At 30.9% G+C, this 18096-nt stretch carries 17 protein-coding genes and 1 rRNA gene; 4 read left to right on the top strand and 14 right to left on the bottom strand.

The features are described 5' to 3' along the window. From B5X81_RS21505 to B5X81_RS21485, 5 genes are all read right to left on the bottom strand, one after another. Positions 1-206, bottom strand: a 16S ribosomal RNA gene (locus tag B5X81_RS21505); the annotation flags it as partial. A 482-nt stretch (positions 207-688) separates the two neighbouring features. Beyond that, a complete protein-coding gene (locus B5X81_RS21500) occupies positions 689-1612 on the bottom strand; it encodes a dihydroorotate dehydrogenase (RefSeq protein ID WP_079494794.1) in 924 nt (307 codons plus the stop codon). Beyond that, positions 1605-2390: a dihydroorotate dehydrogenase electron transfer subunit gene (locus tag B5X81_RS21495; RefSeq protein ID WP_170917538.1), complete on the bottom strand. Its 786-nt coding sequence runs from the start codon at positions 2388-2390 to the stop codon at positions 1605-1607. Before B5X81_RS21495 ends, B5X81_RS21500 begins: the two co-directional genes overlap by 8 nt. Before the next feature lie 13 nt (positions 2391-2403). Then, positions 2404-3345, bottom strand: coding sequence for an orotidine-5'-phosphate decarboxylase (pyrF, locus tag B5X81_RS21490; protein WP_079494792.1), 942 nt, complete (start codon positions 3343-3345; stop codon positions 2404-2406). Continuing rightward, positions 3336-4628 (bottom strand): dihydroorotase, encoded by a 1293-nt coding sequence (locus B5X81_RS21485; RefSeq protein ID WP_079494791.1) that lies wholly within the window; start codon positions 4626-4628, stop codon positions 3336-3338. The genes pyrF and B5X81_RS21485 overlap by 10 nt, the downstream gene beginning before the upstream one ends. A gap of 771 nt (positions 4629-5399) precedes the next feature. On the opposite strand from B5X81_RS21485, the gene pyrB reads away from it, so the two are divergent. From pyrB to B5X81_RS21470, 3 genes are all read left to right on the top strand, one after another. Continuing rightward, positions 5400-6329 carry an aspartate carbamoyltransferase gene (gene pyrB / locus B5X81_RS21480; protein WP_079494790.1) on the top strand — a complete coding sequence of 310 codons (930 nt, stop codon included), beginning with the start codon at positions 5400-5402 and terminating at the stop codon, positions 6327-6329. Continuing rightward, on the top strand, positions 6330-6758 hold the full coding sequence (locus tag B5X81_RS21475) for an aspartate carbamoyltransferase regulatory subunit (RefSeq protein WP_079494789.1): 429 nt from the start codon (positions 6330-6332) through the stop codon (positions 6756-6758). Between the two features lie 112 nt (positions 6759-6870). Beyond that, complete coding sequence (locus B5X81_RS21470; RefSeq protein WP_079494788.1) at positions 6871-8151, top strand: uracil-xanthine permease family protein; 1281 nt, start codon at positions 6871-6873, stop codon at positions 8149-8151. A 262-nt stretch (positions 8152-8413) separates the two neighbouring features. On the opposite strand, the gene B5X81_RS21465 is transcribed toward B5X81_RS21470, so the two are convergent. After that, the gene (locus tag B5X81_RS21465; RefSeq protein ID WP_170917537.1) at positions 8414-10846 is read right to left on the bottom strand and encodes a tetratricopeptide repeat protein; all 2433 of its coding nucleotides are present in this window, start codon (positions 10844-10846) and stop codon (positions 8414-8416) included. Between the two features lie 328 nt (positions 10847-11174). Next, a complete protein-coding gene (nagA, locus tag B5X81_RS21460; protein WP_079494785.1) occupies positions 11175-12347 on the bottom strand; it encodes an N-acetylglucosamine-6-phosphate deacetylase in 1173 nt (390 codons plus the stop codon). 205 nt (positions 12348-12552) lie between these two features. Here nagA and B5X81_RS28515 point away from each other — a divergent pair, with 205 nt between their 5' ends. Then, positions 12553-12678 carry a hypothetical protein gene (locus B5X81_RS28515; protein ID WP_280175293.1) on the top strand — a complete coding sequence of 42 codons (126 nt, stop codon included), beginning with the start codon at positions 12553-12555 and terminating at the stop codon, positions 12676-12678. Between the two features lie 68 nt (positions 12679-12746). On the opposite strand, the gene B5X81_RS21455 is transcribed toward B5X81_RS28515, so the two are convergent. From B5X81_RS21455 to B5X81_RS21425, 7 genes are all read right to left on the bottom strand, one after another. After that, complete coding sequence (locus tag B5X81_RS21455; protein WP_079494783.1) at positions 12747-13160, bottom strand: PTS sugar transporter subunit IIA; 414 nt, start codon at positions 13158-13160, stop codon at positions 12747-12749. Between the two features lie 11 nt (positions 13161-13171). Beyond that, complete coding sequence (locus B5X81_RS21450; RefSeq protein ID WP_079494781.1) at positions 13172-13933, bottom strand: sugar isomerase domain-containing protein; 762 nt, start codon at positions 13931-13933, stop codon at positions 13172-13174. 62 nt (positions 13934-13995) lie between these two features. Next, entirely contained in the window at positions 13996-14811 is an 816-nt protein-coding gene (locus tag B5X81_RS21445) for a PTS system mannose/fructose/sorbose family transporter subunit IID (protein ID WP_079494779.1), read from the bottom strand. Continuing rightward, the gene (locus B5X81_RS21440; protein ID WP_079494777.1) at positions 14811-15569 is read right to left on the bottom strand and encodes a PTS mannose/fructose/sorbose/N-acetylgalactosamine transporter subunit IIC; all 759 of its coding nucleotides are present in this window, start codon (positions 15567-15569) and stop codon (positions 14811-14813) included. The genes B5X81_RS21445 and B5X81_RS21440 overlap by 1 nt, the downstream gene beginning before the upstream one ends. Positions 15570-15632: 63 nt before the next feature. Further along, on the bottom strand, positions 15633-16124 hold the full coding sequence (locus B5X81_RS21435) for a PTS system mannose/fructose/N-acetylgalactosamine-transporter subunit IIB (protein ID WP_079494775.1): 492 nt from the start codon (positions 16122-16124) through the stop codon (positions 15633-15635). A gap of 98 nt (positions 16125-16222) precedes the next feature. Then, complete coding sequence (locus tag B5X81_RS21430) at positions 16223-16957, bottom strand: GntR family transcriptional regulator (RefSeq protein WP_079494773.1); 735 nt, start codon at positions 16955-16957, stop codon at positions 16223-16225. 209 nt (positions 16958-17166) lie between these two features. Then, complete coding sequence (locus B5X81_RS21425; protein ID WP_079494771.1) at positions 17167-17808, bottom strand: lactate utilization protein; 642 nt, start codon at positions 17806-17808, stop codon at positions 17167-17169. Between the last annotated feature and the right edge of the window lie 288 nt (positions 17809-18096).

The following is an 18096-nucleotide window of genomic DNA, read 5'->3' as shown; positions in this document are numbered from 1 at the left end:
CGATACTGTGGTCTTATGAGGTATTAATCACCGTTTCCGGCGGCTATCCCTCTGTACAAGGCAGGTTACCCACGCGTTACTCACCCGTCCGCCGCTTTCCAGCTCTATCTTCTCCCGAAGGATTAGTTAAAGCCTTCTCGCTCGACTTGCATGTGTTAAGCACGCCGCCAGCGTTCATCCTGAGCCAGGATCAAACTCTTAAATAAAATTTTCGGGTTTGACCTTTTATTGGTCAGGCTAAACGTTGACTTTTACATCAATCGTTCAACATGTTTTTTTATCCTTACACTGTTCAGTTTTCAATGTCCAAAGTTTTTTGCAGATGATTTGTTGCTGTTTGAGCAACGAATATCATTGTAACAAATTATCGTTTTGTTGTCAAGACTTTTTTAAAATTCTTTAAATTAGTTTCTTCATCAGCACTGCTCTTAATATTATCATATTATATATATAATGTCAAATAATAAAATATTCTCTATAAATACTATTCTTTATCAATCTTTATTATCCATCAATTTTCAAACTTTTATTCAATAAAGTAAAACTTTATCTTATAAAGTCATGGAAACTATTACACTAACTAATGAATATTGTTTTAAAATCTCCAAAGCTATACCACAAAAATTGCATCCATGACTTTATTACTTTTAAATAGTTGTATTTATAAGCTTCCTTTCTGCTTTATTTTTTACTTATTTGGTATTACAACTTTTCCCTTAATATCTTCAATTGATTTATAATCCTTTTTGATAAGGTGCTTTTCTATTCCTTCAAGTATTTCCATAGCTATGCCAGGATTTATTAAATTACCTGTTCCTATTGATACTGCACTAGCTCCAGCTAATAAAAATTCTACAGCATCCTTATAAGTCATAATTCCTCCCATCCCTATTATAGGAATAGAAACCGAATTAAATACTTCATATACCATTCTTACTGCTATTGGCTTAACCGCTGGTCCAGAAAGTCCTCCCATTCCCCTTGCAAGTATAGTTGTTTCTCTATCAATATCTATTGCCATTCCTATTAATGTATTAATAAGGGATAAACAATTAGCCCCTGCCTTTTCTGCTGCTATTGCTATTTCTTTTATATCAGTTACATTTGGACTGAGCTTTACAATAAGATGTTTATCAGAGTACTGTTTAACATTTTTTGTTACCTTATATACCATTTCCGGGTCCCTTCCAAAAGAAACTCCACCTTCTTTTACATTAGGACATGAAATATTAAGCTCCAGAGAATCCACTTTAGTCCCAGAAAGAATTTCAGCAATTTTACAGTATTCATCTATAGTATTTCCATTAATATTTGCAATTATCTTTGTATCATATTGCTTTAAAAAGGGAAGTTCTTTTTTTACAAAATACTGAACTCCAGGATTTTGTAGTCCCACACTATTCAGCATTCCCATAGCTGTTTCTGCCACCCTTGGCATAGGATTCCCTTTTCTTTCCTCAAGGGTCAACCCCTTTACCATGATTCCTCCTAATTTGTTTAAGTCCAAATAATCTTCGAACTCTCTACCAAAGCCAAAGGTTCCCGATGCAACAGTAATTGGATTTTTAAGTTTTAATCCATTCAAATCAACACTCAAGTCTATTTTACTCATCAAATATCACCTCTTCTCCATAAAAAACTGGTCCATCCTTACAAGTTCTTACATAGTTCCAATCTTCATTGCTTCTCTTGACTTTGCAGGTACATACAAGGCAAGCACCAATACCACAGGCCATTCTTTCTTCTAATAGTAATTGTACAGTGGTTCCATTGGCTTTGCATATTTCATTAACCTTCTTTAACATAGGCTCTGGTCCACATGTGAAGACTTCATCATATTTATTTTTCTTCAATTCATTTTCAAGAGGCTGCGTAACATAGCCTTTATAATCATAACCTTCTTTTTCTGAAACAACTATTATATCTTTTGTATATTTTTTAAATTCTTCTATAATAAAAGGCTCTTCTCTAAATCCCAATATTAATTTAATATCTATATTATCTTTTTCTGATAATGTTTTAGTTAATTCAAGAAGGGGTGCCACTCCAATACCACCTCCGACTATAAGAACCTTCCCTTTCTCTATATCCATATTAAAGGTATTTCCTAGTGGTCCAAGAATGTCAATAAATTCTCCTGCCTTTCTACTGCACAATAATTCTGTACCCTTTCCCACCTTATTAACATAGATTGTCATGGTTTCCCCTTCTACTAACCCTATACTAATAGGTCTTCTTAAAAGTGGAAAATCTCCTTCTCCACATTTAATATTTATAAATTGACCTGCTTTTATATTAAAATCTTTAACTGGTTTCTTTATTTTGATTCTATATATATTTTTTGCTATCTCTGTATTTTCTAGGATTTCACAAAAGATCTTTTTACTCAAAATTAAAACCTCCTTACCAGTATTTTTTTCCATGACTTTCTAATGTCTTATTTATATCATCTCTCATATTAATAGCTGCTTCTCTTGCTGCTTTTCCGTAATCTTCTTCTGACCATTTCTTTTCTTTTTTATATGCAAATATAATCCCCCTTGAAGAATTTACTATTGCTCCTAATCCGTCTTCATTAAAGTTATGGATCACATCTTCAGCAGTTCCTCCTTGGGCTCCATATCCCGGAACAAGGAAATATGAACTTGGCATGAGATTTCTAAGATTTTTAGCTTCTTCTGGATAAGTAGCTCCCACCACCGCTCCTATAGATGAATAATTATATTTACCAATATATTTACTGCTCCATTCATTAACTATTCCAGCAACCTTTTCATATATTTTCCTGCCTTCTACAACTAAGTCTTGAAGCTGACTTGAAGTAGGATTGGAGGTTTTTACTAAAATAAACATTCCTTTTTCGTATTGCTCGATATCTCCTACAAATTCCTTTAAACAGTCATCCCCTAGATATGGATTTACAGTTATTGAATCGGAATAAAAAGCCTCTAGACTCTCTCCTTCAACTTCTGTCTTTCCTATATGGGCATTTGAATAAGCTTTAGAGGTTGAACCAATATCTCCTCTCTTTATGTCTCCTATTACTAACAATCCCTTCACAGAAGCATATTTACAGGTTTCATTATATACCTTCAATCCTTCTATGCCATATTGTTCATAAAATGCTATTTGGGGTTTTACTGCCGGGATTATATCATAAACACTATCAATAATTTCTTTATTAAATTCCAATATAGCCTCTGCAGCCCCTTTAAATGTTTTACCATATTTTTTAAAATATTTATCTTTAACAACATTTGGTATAAGTTCAATTCTTGGGTCAAGCCCTACAACTATGGGACTATTCTTTTCTTTAATAAATTCAATTAATTTATTTACAAACATTCTATTGTATCCTCCTTATACACTATTTTACCTTTTACTATAGTACAAACAGGTTTTCCCTTTACTTTATAGCCATTAAAAGGTGTGTTTTTCCCCTTTGAATAAAATTCATTGGAATCTATAATATATTCTCTATTTAAGTCTAATATTGTTATATCAGCTTTTTTACCTACTTCTAGGCTTCCTCTGTCTATACCAATTATTTCAGCTGGCTTTATGGTCATCATTTCAATAAGCTTAATAAAGGGAATCTTATTTTTCAACACCAAATAGGTATAGCATAATGGAAAGGAAGTTTCTAAACCAGTTATTCCAAAGGCTGCCTTATCATAGCTTGTGCTTTTACTATCTTCATCATGGGGAGCATGATCAGTTGCAATCACATCTATAGTTCCATCTAAAATCCCCTTGATGACCTCATCTACATCTTCTTTACTTCTTATTGGTGGGTTAACCTTGGTATAGGTATTATCTGATGCGATTATATCGTCAGTAAGTATAAAATGGTGTGGCGCTGCCTCTGATGTAACATTTATGCCTCGTCTTTTTGCCCTTCGAAGTAAATCTACTGATTCTTTAGTACTTACATGGGCTATATGAAGTTTTGAATCTAGTTTGTCACATAATTGTATATCTCTTTCTACAATCAAATATTCTGCAGCTGAAGGTATCCCATTTATTTTAGTTCTTTTTGAAGCTTTGCCTTCATTTATACTTCCGCCCTTTGAAAGATTATGATCCTCGCAATGGGAAATTAAAGGGATATTAAATTCCTTTGCTTTTTTAAAACCTTGTATCATTATTTCTTTTTTCATGGGAGTTTTTCCATCATCAGAGATAGCTATAATTCCCGATTCATGCATCTCATCTATTTTTGAAAGCTCATCACCCTTTAAATCCTTTGTTATACTTCCTATAACAAGTACCTCTGCCTTTCCTTCTTTATCAGCCTTATCCTTTATTAATTCTACAATCTCCTTTGAATGAATAGCAGGTTTTGTATTTGGCATACAAGCCACGGTTGTAAAACCTCCAGCCACAGCCGCTTCTGTTCCGGTTTTGATAGTTTCTTTATATTCAAACCCCGGTTCCCTTAAATGCACATGCATATCTATAAATCCTGGTGTTATAATCATGCCCTTTGCATTAATTATCTTCTTACCCTTAACATTAATATTCTTTTTGATGTCAATTATTATATCGTCCCTAATGAGTATATCTAATATTTCATTTGTTCCTGTCTTAGGATTTACAATTGTTCCACCTTTTATAATTAGCTCCACTTTCCCACCTCCATAATTGTATTAGTAATATATTTAACTTAACCTCACAGGTATTTACTTATAGATATTCCAGCAAAACAGTCAATTTATACATATCAAATCGCCCCATAAATATCAGATATTTTGATATTCATAAATTAAGTTTTGCTATGGAAAATCTATATAACAAAAAACCTTCCATTTAGAGAAACGGAAGGCATAACTTACCTATTTATAGATACAATTTTTATTTTTACCTTTCCGGCCTCTCTGGACCAATTTAAAGGTACTACCTGTATTTATTTTTCTAAATACTAACACAGATAAATTTATATGTCAATCTATAGTGGGATATTTCTGTTTCTTAAAGTGAAAACTATCTGAAAGATTTCAGAAAAATTCGTAGAACTGACAGGGCATCAGTTCTTAGGCCTGAGACATAGACAGCCTCCACATTTTTTAGCAAGCCCCAAGATATAGTTTTCCTAATAAAACATAGGAAACTATATTTCTAAATTGAATATTTTACCAATATATATTTAGACCATCTACTTATTGACATTATTTTTTTTGTATGTTAACATTAGTACGATAAATAAATAATTAGCACCTTTAAATTAACCCCGTGAGGTTAAAAAGGTATGAGAAATAAAATAATTGATAGCAAATGCAATATTGTAATTGCTAAAAATGTGCTTAGATTATTAAACCTTCTTTTATCCTCATGGTAATCGAAGGTTTTTTTAGTACCTTTAATTTGATCCAGCGAGGTCAACAAGGAGGAGTGATTTTATGATGAAAAAAAATATTAAACACTTAATCAACCTTAATAAGTACTCAAATGAAGAAATATTAGAACTAGTTAAGCTTGGAGAGAAAATCTACAATTCTCCAAAGGATTACTCAGATATCTGCAAGGGAAAAATCATGGCTACACTTTTTTATGAGCCAAGCACAAGAACTAAATTCAGCTTTGAATCTGCAATGCTTAGACTTGGAGGTAATGTACTTGGATTTAGTGATGCCAATACAAGCTCAGTAAAAAAAGGAGAAAGTGTAGCAGACACAATAAGATGCATATCCCATTATGCTGATATAGCTGTTATGAGACATCCAAAGGAAGGTACTCCAAAGCTAGCTTCAATGTACTCAGAAATTCCTGTAATAAATGCCGGTGATGGAGGACACTTACATCCAACTCAAACCCTCACTGATCTTCTTACTATCCATAAATATAAAGGCAGTCTTGAAAACCATGTAATAGGATTATGTGGTGACCTTAAAAACGGAAGAACCGTTCATTCTCTTATCAAAACCATGGCAAGATTCAATACCAAAAAGTTTGTTTTAATATCCCCTGAAGAATTAACTTTACCAGAATCTTTAAAAAGATACCTAAAGGATAGCTGTGATATAGAAATTGAAGAAGTTCGATATATTGAACAGGTTATAGATCAGCTTGATATTTTATACATGACTCGAATTCAAAAAGAACGTTTTTTTAATGAAGAGGACTATTTAAAATTGAAAAATTCCTATATTCTAAATAATGAAAAAATTGAAAATGGCAAAGATGATATGATAATAATGCATCCACTACCAAGGGTTAATGAGATTTCCTATGAAGTTGATGCCGATAAAAGAGCTCATTACTTTGACCAAGCTAAAATGGGTGTATATGTAAGAATGGCCCTTATAACAAAACTTTTGGAGGTGGAATAAATGCTTGAGGTAAAACAAATAGAAAACGGCATTGTTATTGATCATATTAAATCTGGAAATGGCCTTAAAATTTTTAATAAGCTTGAGCTTTATAAAGCCGAAAGTCCAGTAGTTTTATTAATAAATGTTGAAAGTAAGGTCCTGGGAAAAAAAGACATAATTAAAATAGAAAACACCTTTGATATTGATTTAAACTTACTTGGTTTAATCGATGAAAATATATCTATAAATTTTATTAAAGATGGGAAACTTATAGATAAAAAAAGGGTTTGTATTCCTGAAAAGGTTAAAGGACTAATTAAATGTCAAAACCCACGCTGCATTACGAACTCAGATGATTATATGGATCCAATATTCTCATTGGTTTCAAAGGAAAAGTTAGAATACAAATGCAGCTTTTGTGACGAAATAACAAAATATAAATTATAGTAAACATCATTTATTAATATATTTTAAGGGAAGTCCTAATTAGGACTTCCGATTTGTGTAATATGTTTTAATCATTTATTGATACTATAGGTAAAGGAAAGGAGCACCATATATGAATAATGACAATATTTTATCCCCTAAGGATATTGCAGGTAATCTTAATCAGATTTCTTTACAAAAGAAAATAATTTTAGGTATTCAACACACCTTTACTATGTTTGGAGCTACAGTTTTAGTTCCAATTATTACAGGCTTCGATATTTCAGTGGCCCTTTTTATGGCTGGTATCGGCACTTTATTATTTCACTTAGTTACTAATGGAAAAATTCCAGCCTTCTTAGGTTCTTCCTTTGCATTTATTGCCCCTATTATGTCTGTTTTATTATTAAAAACTGGAACTAATGCTGCTGAAGAAGCCTTTGGAAGTCCACTATTTGGAGAAGCCTTGGCCTATGCTCAAGGTGGACTAGTTGTGGCTGGTATAGTATATCTATTGATGGCTGGTCTTGTGGCAATCTTTGGAGTAGAAAAGATCATTAGCTTCTTTCCTCCCATAGTTACTGGACCAATTATCTTAGTAATAGGTCTTAAGCTTGCTCCAACAGCTATAGATATGGCTTCAGGAAATTGGTTCCTTGCTATAGTAAGCTTTGGAATAGTTACAGCAGTTAGCATATATGGCAGAGGATTTTTAAAAGTTTTACCTGTACTTATAGGTCTTACAGGTGGATATATTGTGGCTCTTATAACTGGAAATGTAGATTTTACACCAATGAAGGAAGCTGCCTGGGTTGGAGTACCAGCCTTTAGAATGGCAAAATTCAGTTTTGAAACTATTATGATAGTTGCTCCAATTGCTGTTGCAACTATGATAGAACATATAGGTGATGTTTTAGCTATAGGTACTACAGTTAATAAGGATTTTATTAAAAATCCCGGACTTCATAGAACATTAATAGGTGATGGTTTGGCAACATCTATTTCAGCAATGTTTGGTGGCCCTGCCAATACCACTTATTCAGAAAATACAGGAGTTTTAGCCCTTACAAGGGTTCATGACCCATTTATAATAAGAATAGCTGCAGTATTTGCAATCCTTTTAGGTATAATGCCTAAGATTGGAGCTGTAATTAAGACAATACCGACATCGGTTGTAGGCGGGATTTCAATAGTCCTCTTTGGTATGATTGCATCAATTGGAGCTAAATCATTAGTTGAACACAATATTGACTTTGGAAAATCAAGAAATCTTATAATATCTGCAGTAATACTAGTACTTGGTCTAGGTGGCGCATCATTACCAATTCCATACTTTAATGTTACATTAGAAGGAATGGCATTGGCTGCAATAATTGGTATAATATTAAATAAAATATTGCCTAAGGATATTTAATCCGTAATAAACTTTATTCTGTATTAAAAGAAGCCTAATATGATATTGGGCTTCTTTGTTTTTTTACTTTAACCTGTTGTACTAATAAATCAAATTTTTTGCTTTTAAATATAACTTAGGGAGTTTTAATATTTCATTTGAGTGATTTTAACAAACTTGTTTTTTCCTTCAAGTTTATATAAAAAAACGGGTTTATTACATGAACGAAAAGGAAATATTAAAACTTCCGATATCCAAGCTAGCACAAAAAGTTGCTTTGAATTTATTTATCTTTATTTCTTGGAGCATAATGTACATCTCCGAAGCTGCTAACTATTTCTTTTTGTCCGAAATATTTCATTAATAATTTTAAAGTTTTATTTCCTTGTGCCTGATAAAAATTATAATACATTTCTTCTTCTTTTTCTTTTCCCTCATAGTATGCATGCTTTTTAGCAAGAAGTAATAATCCTCTGTAAAAATCCCCAAAATCTGATTCATCATCCTTTATTAAACTCCTGGCTTCTTCAATTTTTTCCTGATTTATCAGTTTATATAATTCTATATATTCATCTCTGCTCATATTTATGTATTTTTCAAAGGATTTTTTATAATCAATATAATAATCTTCATTCTCTAGTAGTTTACTATATTTTAAAACATTTTCTTTATCATCCATAAGAATACTTAACAATAAAATATCGGAATAATTTTCATAAGAGCTATTATCAAAATATAAACTATAATATTTCAATGCTTCATGCCATTTATTCATCTTCATATATATATCCCCTATTTGCCTGTATTCATAAGCTACATCAGTATTTTGAACGCTTTTCAAATAATATTCTATAGCTTTTTCATATTGCCCGTCTCTTTTATATAAATCAGCAAGGGTATTTAATATATGTTCTGTTTCTCCAATTTTCCCCATTAACATTTCAGTATATTTTATTCCTTTCTTTATATCCTGCCCTGTTAATCCACCCCCACCTCCTTTTCCTCTATAGCCATGGGAACATACAGTAGATAAAATCTTCATAGAATGAATATCTTCAGGATCTTCCTTTAATTTATTTTCAAACCATCTAATAGCCTCAGGATACTTCTTTTGTAAAAGTAGTTTATCTCCTTTATTCCACTGATTTCCTTCAACAAATAAGGAATCATATAGTTTATTACCATAAACACCATAGTTATCACTGCCAATAAACTTATAATCTTCATTTATCGGATAAGCATTAATTTCAACAGCATATTGTCCTTTATGATATAATGGTTCAATTACTTGATAGGGCTCTACAAATCCCTCTCCCCAAGAATATACATTCCCTATAGAAATTTTTTTAAGCTTATTTAAATCTATTTCGATAGAATTTTCCATTGTTTTAATTGAATTGATATAAGAAAAATCTGCAATTTCTAATCCACTATTGTTGTCTCTAATCTCACCAAAGATTATGCCATATTCAAATCCATCTCCTGCAGGATTTTCCCAGGTTATTTTAATTTTATTATCATCTATATATTTTAATTCTTTTAGTTTGATGCAATCATAAAGCTCAATATTTTCCCTTTTAGAAGTATTTCCATCAAAGCTTATATTTTTTCTTATTAACTTTAATTGTTTTCCCTGTATTTGATTCCAGCTACCATATAACCCAATATTATAATCTTGATTGGGAATATTTTTTATCTCGTATCTTCCATTTTCATCGGTTATTCCATATATTTCCTCACTCAGAAAGCCTCCTGTACTCATTCCATTGTCTTTGCTCTTTTTAAGATATACCACCATTCCTCTAAGGGGTTTATCATTATATTTAACATATCCAGTCATGCTATTATTGGTTTTTTCTTTATTTTCATAATACTCTTTATCAAGCTTCATATCTCCAATTATATATTTTAGTTCTTCCAAAATCTTTAAATATGGACTTAAAGATTCTATTTCATTCCATGATGGAATATCTTTTTCATCATCATTATGTTTAACACCGGTTATTTTATTATCTTTATATTCTAAAGTTTTATATTTATATGAGTTTATTTCCTCAAATCTATCGTATTCTCCCCTAAAAAAATATATATAGGAAAGAAGATCTCTTTTAAAATAATTATAGGAATCATTTTCTTTTAGGGTTTTAAGAACTAATTCTTCAGCTTCTTCAAATCTACTTAAACCTATATACATTGCAGCTAAATTCAACTGTCTAGTAATTTCTAATTTCTCATTTTTTAAATAATTAAGATCTTCAAGTATTTTAATAGCCTTATTTGAATTTCCACCAAACCAGTTTAAAATACTAATTCCTATTTCATATTCACCTAAAATATTACCTGGCTTGTTTTTTTCTTTAATAAGTCTATAATCTTCATTTGCATTGGAAAAACTTTTTATACTAACAGTGTTGCCACCTCTAGCCCACATTGTAGGGCTAATCTGCATATCATTAAAATAGCTATAATTATAACCTTCTAATATTCTTTTAATCTGCAAATTACCACGTTTAATTGCTATAGTTTTATTACTTAATTTGCTTGCAATTCGTTCATAATATTCATTAGACTTTTCTTCATCTCCGAATGATGGTAAATGTCTGTCAATAACAAAAACTGCTTTATCCCAGAAAAAATATGTTAATAGTAAAATTATTGATAAAGCAATAATGGCTGTAGATAATTTTGATTTTTTTATATTTTTTTCATTTTTCATGGTTTTCCCCCTGCTGAAAATTTCCATAAATACAATTTTGTAGTCTTAAGCTGCAAACTATGGATATTCCAGTACAACAATTAATTTATACATCCTAAAAATATGACTGTTCTTACGATTTTTTTGATGTATAAATTTACTTTTGAATTTGTTTTACTATATGTTAAATTTCACATTTAGAGCATTATTCATATATTGTATTCAATAAACATTATATATGATTATCCAGATATTTCAAATGAATATAGGGGGAAATAATTAGTTAGAACATTTTTTTACTTGTTTTTACTTAGGAAATCTACAACCCTTTTATATAAAATTTATCTTACTAATCCTTTAAATACAAAATCTTTCCATTCACAATAGCTGTAGATACATTAATTTTCTCATCAAATATTATTAGGTCTCCATCCTTACCTATCTCTATACTCCCCTTCTGATCAGATAAGCCCACAGCCTTAGCAGGATTTAAACTGGCCATTACTACAGCATCCTTAAGAGGTAAATTAAGCTTATGAACCATATTATAAACAGCTTTATTTAGAGTTAATGTTGAACCTGCCAGTGTTCCATCAAATAGCTTTGCCTCATTGTTCTTTACAAATACCTTTTGTCCTCCAAGGGTATATTCTCCATCTTCCAGCCCAGCTGCTCTCATTGCATCGGAAATCAATATTATTCCCTTTGTTCCCTTCATTTTTACAGCAAGTTTTATGGCTGCAGTATGCAGATGTATACCATCACATATAATTTCACATAAAACTCTATCATCAATAAGAACCGCTCCTAATATACCTGGTTCTCTATGAGAAAAGCCCCTCATACCATTAAAAAGATGAGTAGTAATTGTAACACCTTTATCTATTGCTTCCTTTGCTTTTGAAAAAGTTGAATTGGTGTGACCGACAGCAATATTAATATTATTTGATTTCAGATAAGATATTATTTCAAATGAACCCTCTAACTCTGGTGCTATAGATACTATTTTTATATGTCCTCTAGATGCATCTATAAAATTTCCAAGTTCATTAATATTCGGATTTTTAATATATTCAAGGGGTTGGGCTCCTTTTTTTTCTTCAGAAAAATATGGTCCTTCTAAATATATACCCAGCACCTGAGAACTTCCCTTCTCTCTATTCTGAACATCTATATAATTCGCAGTATTTTTTAAGGCTCTTTCTATTTTTTCATATGAATCTGTCATTGTTGTGGCTAAAAATCCAGTAACTCCATTTTTCAAATGAAAATTCGCCATAGAATCCAAGGCTTCAAATGAAGCATCCATTGTATCATAACCAAAATTCCCATGATTATGAATATCAATGAAACCCGGAGAAAGATAATTACCTTTGGCATCGATTACTTTATTACAACAATTTTCATCTAAATTATCATTTTCTTCTATTTTTTTTATCTTATCGTTTTCTATCAATACCGAATGTTCCTTCAGCACTTCCCAGGGAGTTATGACATTTGCATTTTTTATTAATAATTTCATAAAAGCCTTCCCTCCATTTTAATTTTTCTTTCATGTAAAATTTAAAATCAATTCCTATAATTTAATTCTCTAAATCTAAAGATGCTTTATTCTTTTTTCAAACTTTCTGAAAATATCATCATTATTGTAGCCATCAACATTTTGACTCACATAAATAGGCAGCTGCTGATTTTCATCATATAAATTTTTTAAGGTTTGAACTACAATGCTATTTACAATAATAGATCCTGCTATAGTTGAAGCTGGTCCAGATTTTACACTGCCAAATTCAACTAAGCTATCTCCATACTTCTCTATTGTCTTAATTAGTGTTAAAACACTTCATCTTTAGTCTAATTAAAATATTAAAGTAGGTTAAATAATAATCATTTAACCTACTTAGCCAACAGCATTAATCTTCTAATTATCTTCTAACATCTTATTTCCATATCTTATACTTTCCGAAGCCACATCTATTATTTGGTTAATTAACTTTTTTACATCATCATAAGTATCTCTAAGGCTTAAGGCTTCAATAATCATAGATAGATTAACACCGCCAATTACATGTATATTACTTTGTTTATTATTGGTTGAAGCAATCATAGACCTATTGAAAGGGCTGCCTCCAACTAAATCTGCAAATATTACTATATCCTTACTATTACTTAGCTCTTCTAGAGCTAAATGTATCTTTTTATCTAAAATATCAATATTGTCCTCTGGAAGAAAATCCACAGCTATAATATTTTTTTGTTTTCCAACAATAAGCTCTGCTGCTCCTAATATACCCTTTGCAAAATTATTATGACCTGTAATTACAAAGCCTGTCATTAAACCACCTTCTATATTGTGATATTATTTTTTTTAATCAAATTAGTATAATCTTCATAAACATTATCATTATTCTCTTGTGGAACTTCCACAACATTAGGGGATACAAATATTGAAAGATCGTGGCCTTTCTTCTGCAATAACTTTGCTGTCTCAGCAGCAAAAGCTTGAGAAATATATATAACGGCCAATGTTGAGCTTGCTCCTACAGGCTGGTGATATCCTTCAATTTTAACTAAAGAATCTTCTAATGGACAACAATTGTCAATTAAAACATCTGCTAAATCTCCAAGCTTATTACCACTTGAATGAGTGGCTGTGGCCATATTATAATTATCTCCTGAAGTTATAGCAACGACCTTTAATCCTCTTTCTTTAGCATATATTGCAGCTTCTACCGGTGCTGCATTAAGTCCGCCATGGGAATATACAACTAATACCTCACCTTTTTTTAAATCATAGCTTTGTAAAAAGTTTTTAATATATCCTTCCTGTCTTTCAATCCACAGAAGCTCTCTAGCTCCTCCTGCGCCAATAACATTATGCCACATTAAACGTGGGTCCATTAAAGGATGAAAACCAACAATTCCACCATATCTTGGAAATACATCCAATGTAGGTATAACTGAATGACCACTTCCAAATAAATGAACAAGATTTCCATTAGATATGGTATCTGCCATTAATTCAGCTGCTTTTAAAATATTCTCTTCTTGCGTCTTAGCTATTTTTTCTAATACTTGATTTGATTTTACAAAGTAATCTAAAGCCATTATAATCTTCCTTTCATTTTAAAATATAATATATAGAATTCTAAACACCTTTTAAAAAAGGCTTAGAATATTCTTAACACTGTTCCTACTAATGCAAATATAAATATAAAACCCATTACCCATAATGGTGATTTTTTCTTCTTTGATAGTAAATAATAAACTAATCCAACAATTACTAATGGCAGTATTCCCGGCATTATCCTATCCAAAATATCCTGAAGCGATAAAACCATTTCTCCTCTAACATATTTCAAAGGTGTACTTATATTTATATATGTAGCACTTAATGCCCCTATTACCAATAACCCCAATACACTTAATGAATCAGTTAAAGCATTCATCTTTCCATCTGCCAGCATATTTTGTATTCCATTTATTCCTGCATTATAACCAAATTTAAATAAATACCATGAGTATAGGATTGTAATAACTGGATAAACAATAGCATAAAATAACGGTCCAACTAGTCCAGATGTTTTTGTAATGCCCAAAGCTATAGCTAATAATATAGGAATCAAAGTTCCAGGAACTAATGTATCTCCTATTCCTGATATTGGTCCCATTAATGCCACCTTAACAGTATTGATAGTATCATCATCTAGCTCAGCTCCATTTGCTCTTTGCTCTTCCATTGCTGCTGAAACCCCTGTAATAACACTGCCTACTTGAGGTTCAACATTAAATAAAGTTAAATGTCTTTTCAAAGCAGACTTTATTCCCTCTTTATCATCCTTATATAATTCCTTTATTATGGGAGTCATAGAGTGGCAAAAAGCAACTCCCTGCATTTTAACACCACTTTGTGAGGACCCATTAAAGAAAAGCCAAGTTAACCACGACCTAAATAATGCCCTTTTAGATAGTTTTTTTTCACTCATTAAACCGCCTCCCCATTATTAGCTGCAAACTTAAACCAGAACAATGCTAAAACACTTCCTATTAAAGCTATGGCTAATATTGGCAATTGCAAATATACTACCAAAACAAAACCTACTAAGAATAAACCTAAGTATATTCTTTCTTTTACTATCATTGTTAATAATAGTCCAATACCTAAAGCAGGAAGCATTCCACCTACAACTTGTAAATAATGTGTTATGAATTCTGGAATTGAAGCTAACAATTTTTCTAAAAAACCTTTTCCTAAATATAAAATAATGAAAGCAGGAACAAATCTTAGAGCAAAATTAGCTACTTGCGGTATTATGTTCATAGATACTACACCTTTTAGATTACCGTTTTCTGCAAATTTATCTGCTTTTTGTGCAAAATAAACATTTACTACCCAAACTAGATTCCAAATCATTACCCCAATTAATCCAATTGGAACAGCCAAGGTTGGAGCCAATGTAGGGTCCATCTTTGATAAAATAACCAGAGCCGGTGCCAAATAACCAATATAATCAACATCAAAAGGCATTACTGCTCCAGGAGTTATAATTCCTATATACATAGCTTGTATTAAAACCCCCACCTCTAAAGCTGTTGTTACATCTCCTAATATTAAACCAACTAACGCTGAAGCTACTAAAGGTCTACCCAATGTATAAAATCCTCCAGTCGTTCCAAAAAACCATGGTGCTCCAATTGCCCCTAGATAAGCAAGGGCTGCAATAAGTATCAATTTAATAGTCATATGAATTCCTCCTTATAATATTTGCTCATATAACATAAATAGTTTTATTTTTTCACCTCCTTCTTATCCTATATATTTATTTCTAATCTTATCCCATGAAAGTCTCTGGGAATCTGGAACGAGTTGAAAAACTATTTCCTTACCCTGATTATGAAGTTCTTCTATAACACTAACATCTTCTTTTGTTAGGAATATATTAGACATTATTTCAAAGGAATCTTCATCTTTTTTTGAAACATTTCCTATATTTATAGACTTGGCCTTCATATCTTCAGATAAAATATTTTTAAGCATGTATGGAAATCTTGCAATAATCAAATTATTCCCATTGTCCTTTTCCAACCCGTTAATTAAATCTTTAAACTCCTCCATTTTGCAGATATAAGTTTTATATTGCTTAGGTACTGACATCATCATTATTGACTTTAGCATTGGATTTGAAGCTGTTTTGTCATCAACGGCAATTATATTCTTCAAGCTTAAATGTCTTGACCATCTAGCTATAATTTGACCATGTATCAAACGATCATCGATCCTTATAAAATTATTTTCCATCTATACTCCTCCTTCTTTGGATAAAATGAATTTTAAAATATTATAGGTATATTAAAATAATTTAAAGTAGATTTAAATATTCCACTAATAATATCAACTTATTTTTTTAACTCTAATTCGATAGTATATTTATCACCTCTTAATATAGTCTCAACATATTCAAATAGCTCATTCTTTTTAGTATAAGTATTTCTCTTAACGAAAAATATCGGATCACCTTCATGAAGATTTAATAACTGGCAGTCCTCTTCACTCTTTAGTTTCTGAACTTCATATACCTCTTTTGCCCTATCTGGTTCAACACCTACATCATTTAATATCCTATAAAGAGATTTTTCCTTAGCAAGTTTATTTTTCAAACTCTCCAATTCTATCAATGCCTGAGATATATATGATGTCTGCAAAGCAACTGGTATATCATCCGCTAGTCTAAGTCTTTTTATCTTTATTATAGACTGGGCTTTATGTATATTTAGTTTCTCTGCTATTGCCTCATCTTCTACAATTTTAAGTTCTAAAACCTTTATCTCTGGTTTAAAACCTTTTTCCCTTGTTTCTTCTGTAAAGCTCATTATATTGAGAACTCTGTTGACCTTTCTTTCAGCCACATAGGTTCCCTTACCTTGAATCCTATATAAATAACCTTCATTTACTAATTCAGCTAAAGCTTTTCTGATTGTTATTAAGCTTACGTTATATGTTTTTACTAACTCATTTTCACTCCCGATTCTATCATTTACCTTTAGTTCTTTATTTTTGATTTTTTTTACTATATCCTCTTTAACCTGATAGTATAAAGGGATAGGTGAATTTTTATCAATAATTTCAATCACCCTTTCTATTTTATTCTTTTACTAAAGCATGAAATAACATTAATATGTTATTATGTTCTTATGTTAGTATACTAAGTTTGTTAATATTATTATACTTAATGCTTAGAATTTTTTCAAGTATTATTTTTATTTTATATAAAATTTAAAAGCCAGAGAATTATTCTCTGGCCCTTTATTACTCTACTTTAAATATTTATATAAATAAGCTCTTAGTATCCAAAATCTTTGTTAATTATTATTACATGAATCCTGTCTTTATTCCCTTGTCTTCTTATGGCAACATAGTCACTACATATTCTATCTTTACTATTGCAATCCATACAATATCCTACCTGAGAACAAGGCGTTTTCTTATTCAATCTCTTGGCATTGGCAGGAGCTGCCAATTCTCTATTTCTCATTATAGCCTCATCCAGATCCCTAACTATTTTATTTACTCCAGCAACTACTATGACTTTATTTGGTCCATATATCATTGCTGCGACTCTATTTCCTGTGCCATCTACATTATAAAGTTCTCCCTCTTCTGTAATAGCATTACTGCTTGCAAAATATGCATCGGCAAAAAAACTTTTTCTGTAAATATCCTTTATATCTTCAGGAGTCAATCCTTCTTTGTACCGGTCTAAAAAATTATATTTACCATTTCTTAAATAGTCTATCACCCCAGTTTCAAAAATAGTCCTAGAGCCTCCAACCGATACTGTATCTCCCTCTTTTATTAACTCTTCAATCTTTTTTATAGCTTCTCCTTCGTTTTGAACAAAATAGCCATTCATATTATTTTTTTCTAAATTTTCTATAGTTCTTTGAACCTTTTTCTCCACAACAAACTTTACATTATTATCCATATCATTTTATACCTCCTATAAATTTCTTTATCTATAGTATAAATATAACTTTTATTCTTTTCAATGGTTTTCATAAGTGAGAAACTTGCATAATGAACATTATTAATTTTAAAATACAATATGTAGATAACTTACTTAGCTATTTCTACTACATTTTGTATTTTAAAATTCTTCAAATGTATTATGCAATTTCCTCAAGTATTTAGATACTACTTTATTATATAAACTTCTTCTTAAGTCATGTAATATAAAAATCTATTACCAATTCAGCTCATAAATCAGTAATAG

It is taken from the genome of Maledivibacter halophilus (assembly GCF_900167445.1).
In the GTDB taxonomy this organism is placed as follows: Bacteria; Bacillota; Clostridia; order Peptostreptococcales; family Caminicellaceae; genus Maledivibacter; species Maledivibacter halophilus.
This window is presented reverse-complemented; position numbering and strand designations above follow the sequence as displayed.

What these genes read in the sequence shown, in the direction of transcription:
- B5X81_RS21500 (WP_079494794.1), bottom strand. Translation starts at nt 1,612, where the DNA reads ATGAGTAAAATAGACTTGAGTGTTGATTTGAATGGATTAAAACTTAAA.
- pyrF (WP_079494792.1), bottom strand. Translation starts at nt 3,345, where the DNA reads ATGTTTGTAAATAAATTAATTGAATTTATTAAAGAAAAGAATAGTCCC.
- pyrB (WP_079494790.1), top strand. Translation starts at nt 5,400, where the DNA reads ATGATGAAAAAAAATATTAAACACTTAATCAACCTTAATAAGTACTCA.
- B5X81_RS21475 (WP_079494789.1), top strand. Translation starts at nt 6,330, where the DNA reads ATGCTTGAGGTAAAACAAATAGAAAACGGCATTGTTATTGATCATATT.
- B5X81_RS21470 (WP_079494788.1), top strand. Translation starts at nt 6,871, where the DNA reads ATGAATAATGACAATATTTTATCCCCTAAGGATATTGCAGGTAATCTT.
- B5X81_RS21465 (WP_170917537.1), bottom strand. Translation starts at nt 10,846, where the DNA reads ATGAAAAATGAAAAAAATATAAAAAAATCAAAATTATCTACAGCCATT.
- nagA (WP_079494785.1), bottom strand. Translation starts at nt 12,347, where the DNA reads ATGAAATTATTAATAAAAAATGCAAATGTCATAACTCCCTGGGAAGTG.
- B5X81_RS28515 (WP_280175293.1), top strand. Translation starts at nt 12,553, where the DNA reads ATGCTATTTACAATAATAGATCCTGCTATAGTTGAAGCTGGTCCAGAT.
- B5X81_RS21455 (WP_079494783.1), bottom strand. Translation starts at nt 13,160, where the DNA reads ATGACAGGCTTTGTAATTACAGGTCATAATAATTTTGCAAAGGGTATA.
- B5X81_RS21450 (WP_079494781.1), bottom strand. Translation starts at nt 13,933, where the DNA reads ATGGCTTTAGATTACTTTGTAAAATCAAATCAAGTATTAGAAAAAATA.
- B5X81_RS21445 (WP_079494779.1), bottom strand. Translation starts at nt 14,811, where the DNA reads ATGAGTGAAAAAAAACTATCTAAAAGGGCATTATTTAGGTCGTGGTTA.
- B5X81_RS21440 (WP_079494777.1), bottom strand. Translation starts at nt 15,569, where the DNA reads ATGACTATTAAATTGATACTTATTGCAGCCCTTGCTTATCTAGGGGCA.
- B5X81_RS21435 (WP_079494775.1), bottom strand. Translation starts at nt 16,124, where the DNA reads ATGGAAAATAATTTTATAAGGATCGATGATCGTTTGATACATGGTCAA.
- B5X81_RS21425 (WP_079494771.1), bottom strand. Translation starts at nt 17,808, where the DNA reads ATGGATAATAATGTAAAGTTTGTTGTGGAGAAAAAGGTTCAAAGAACT.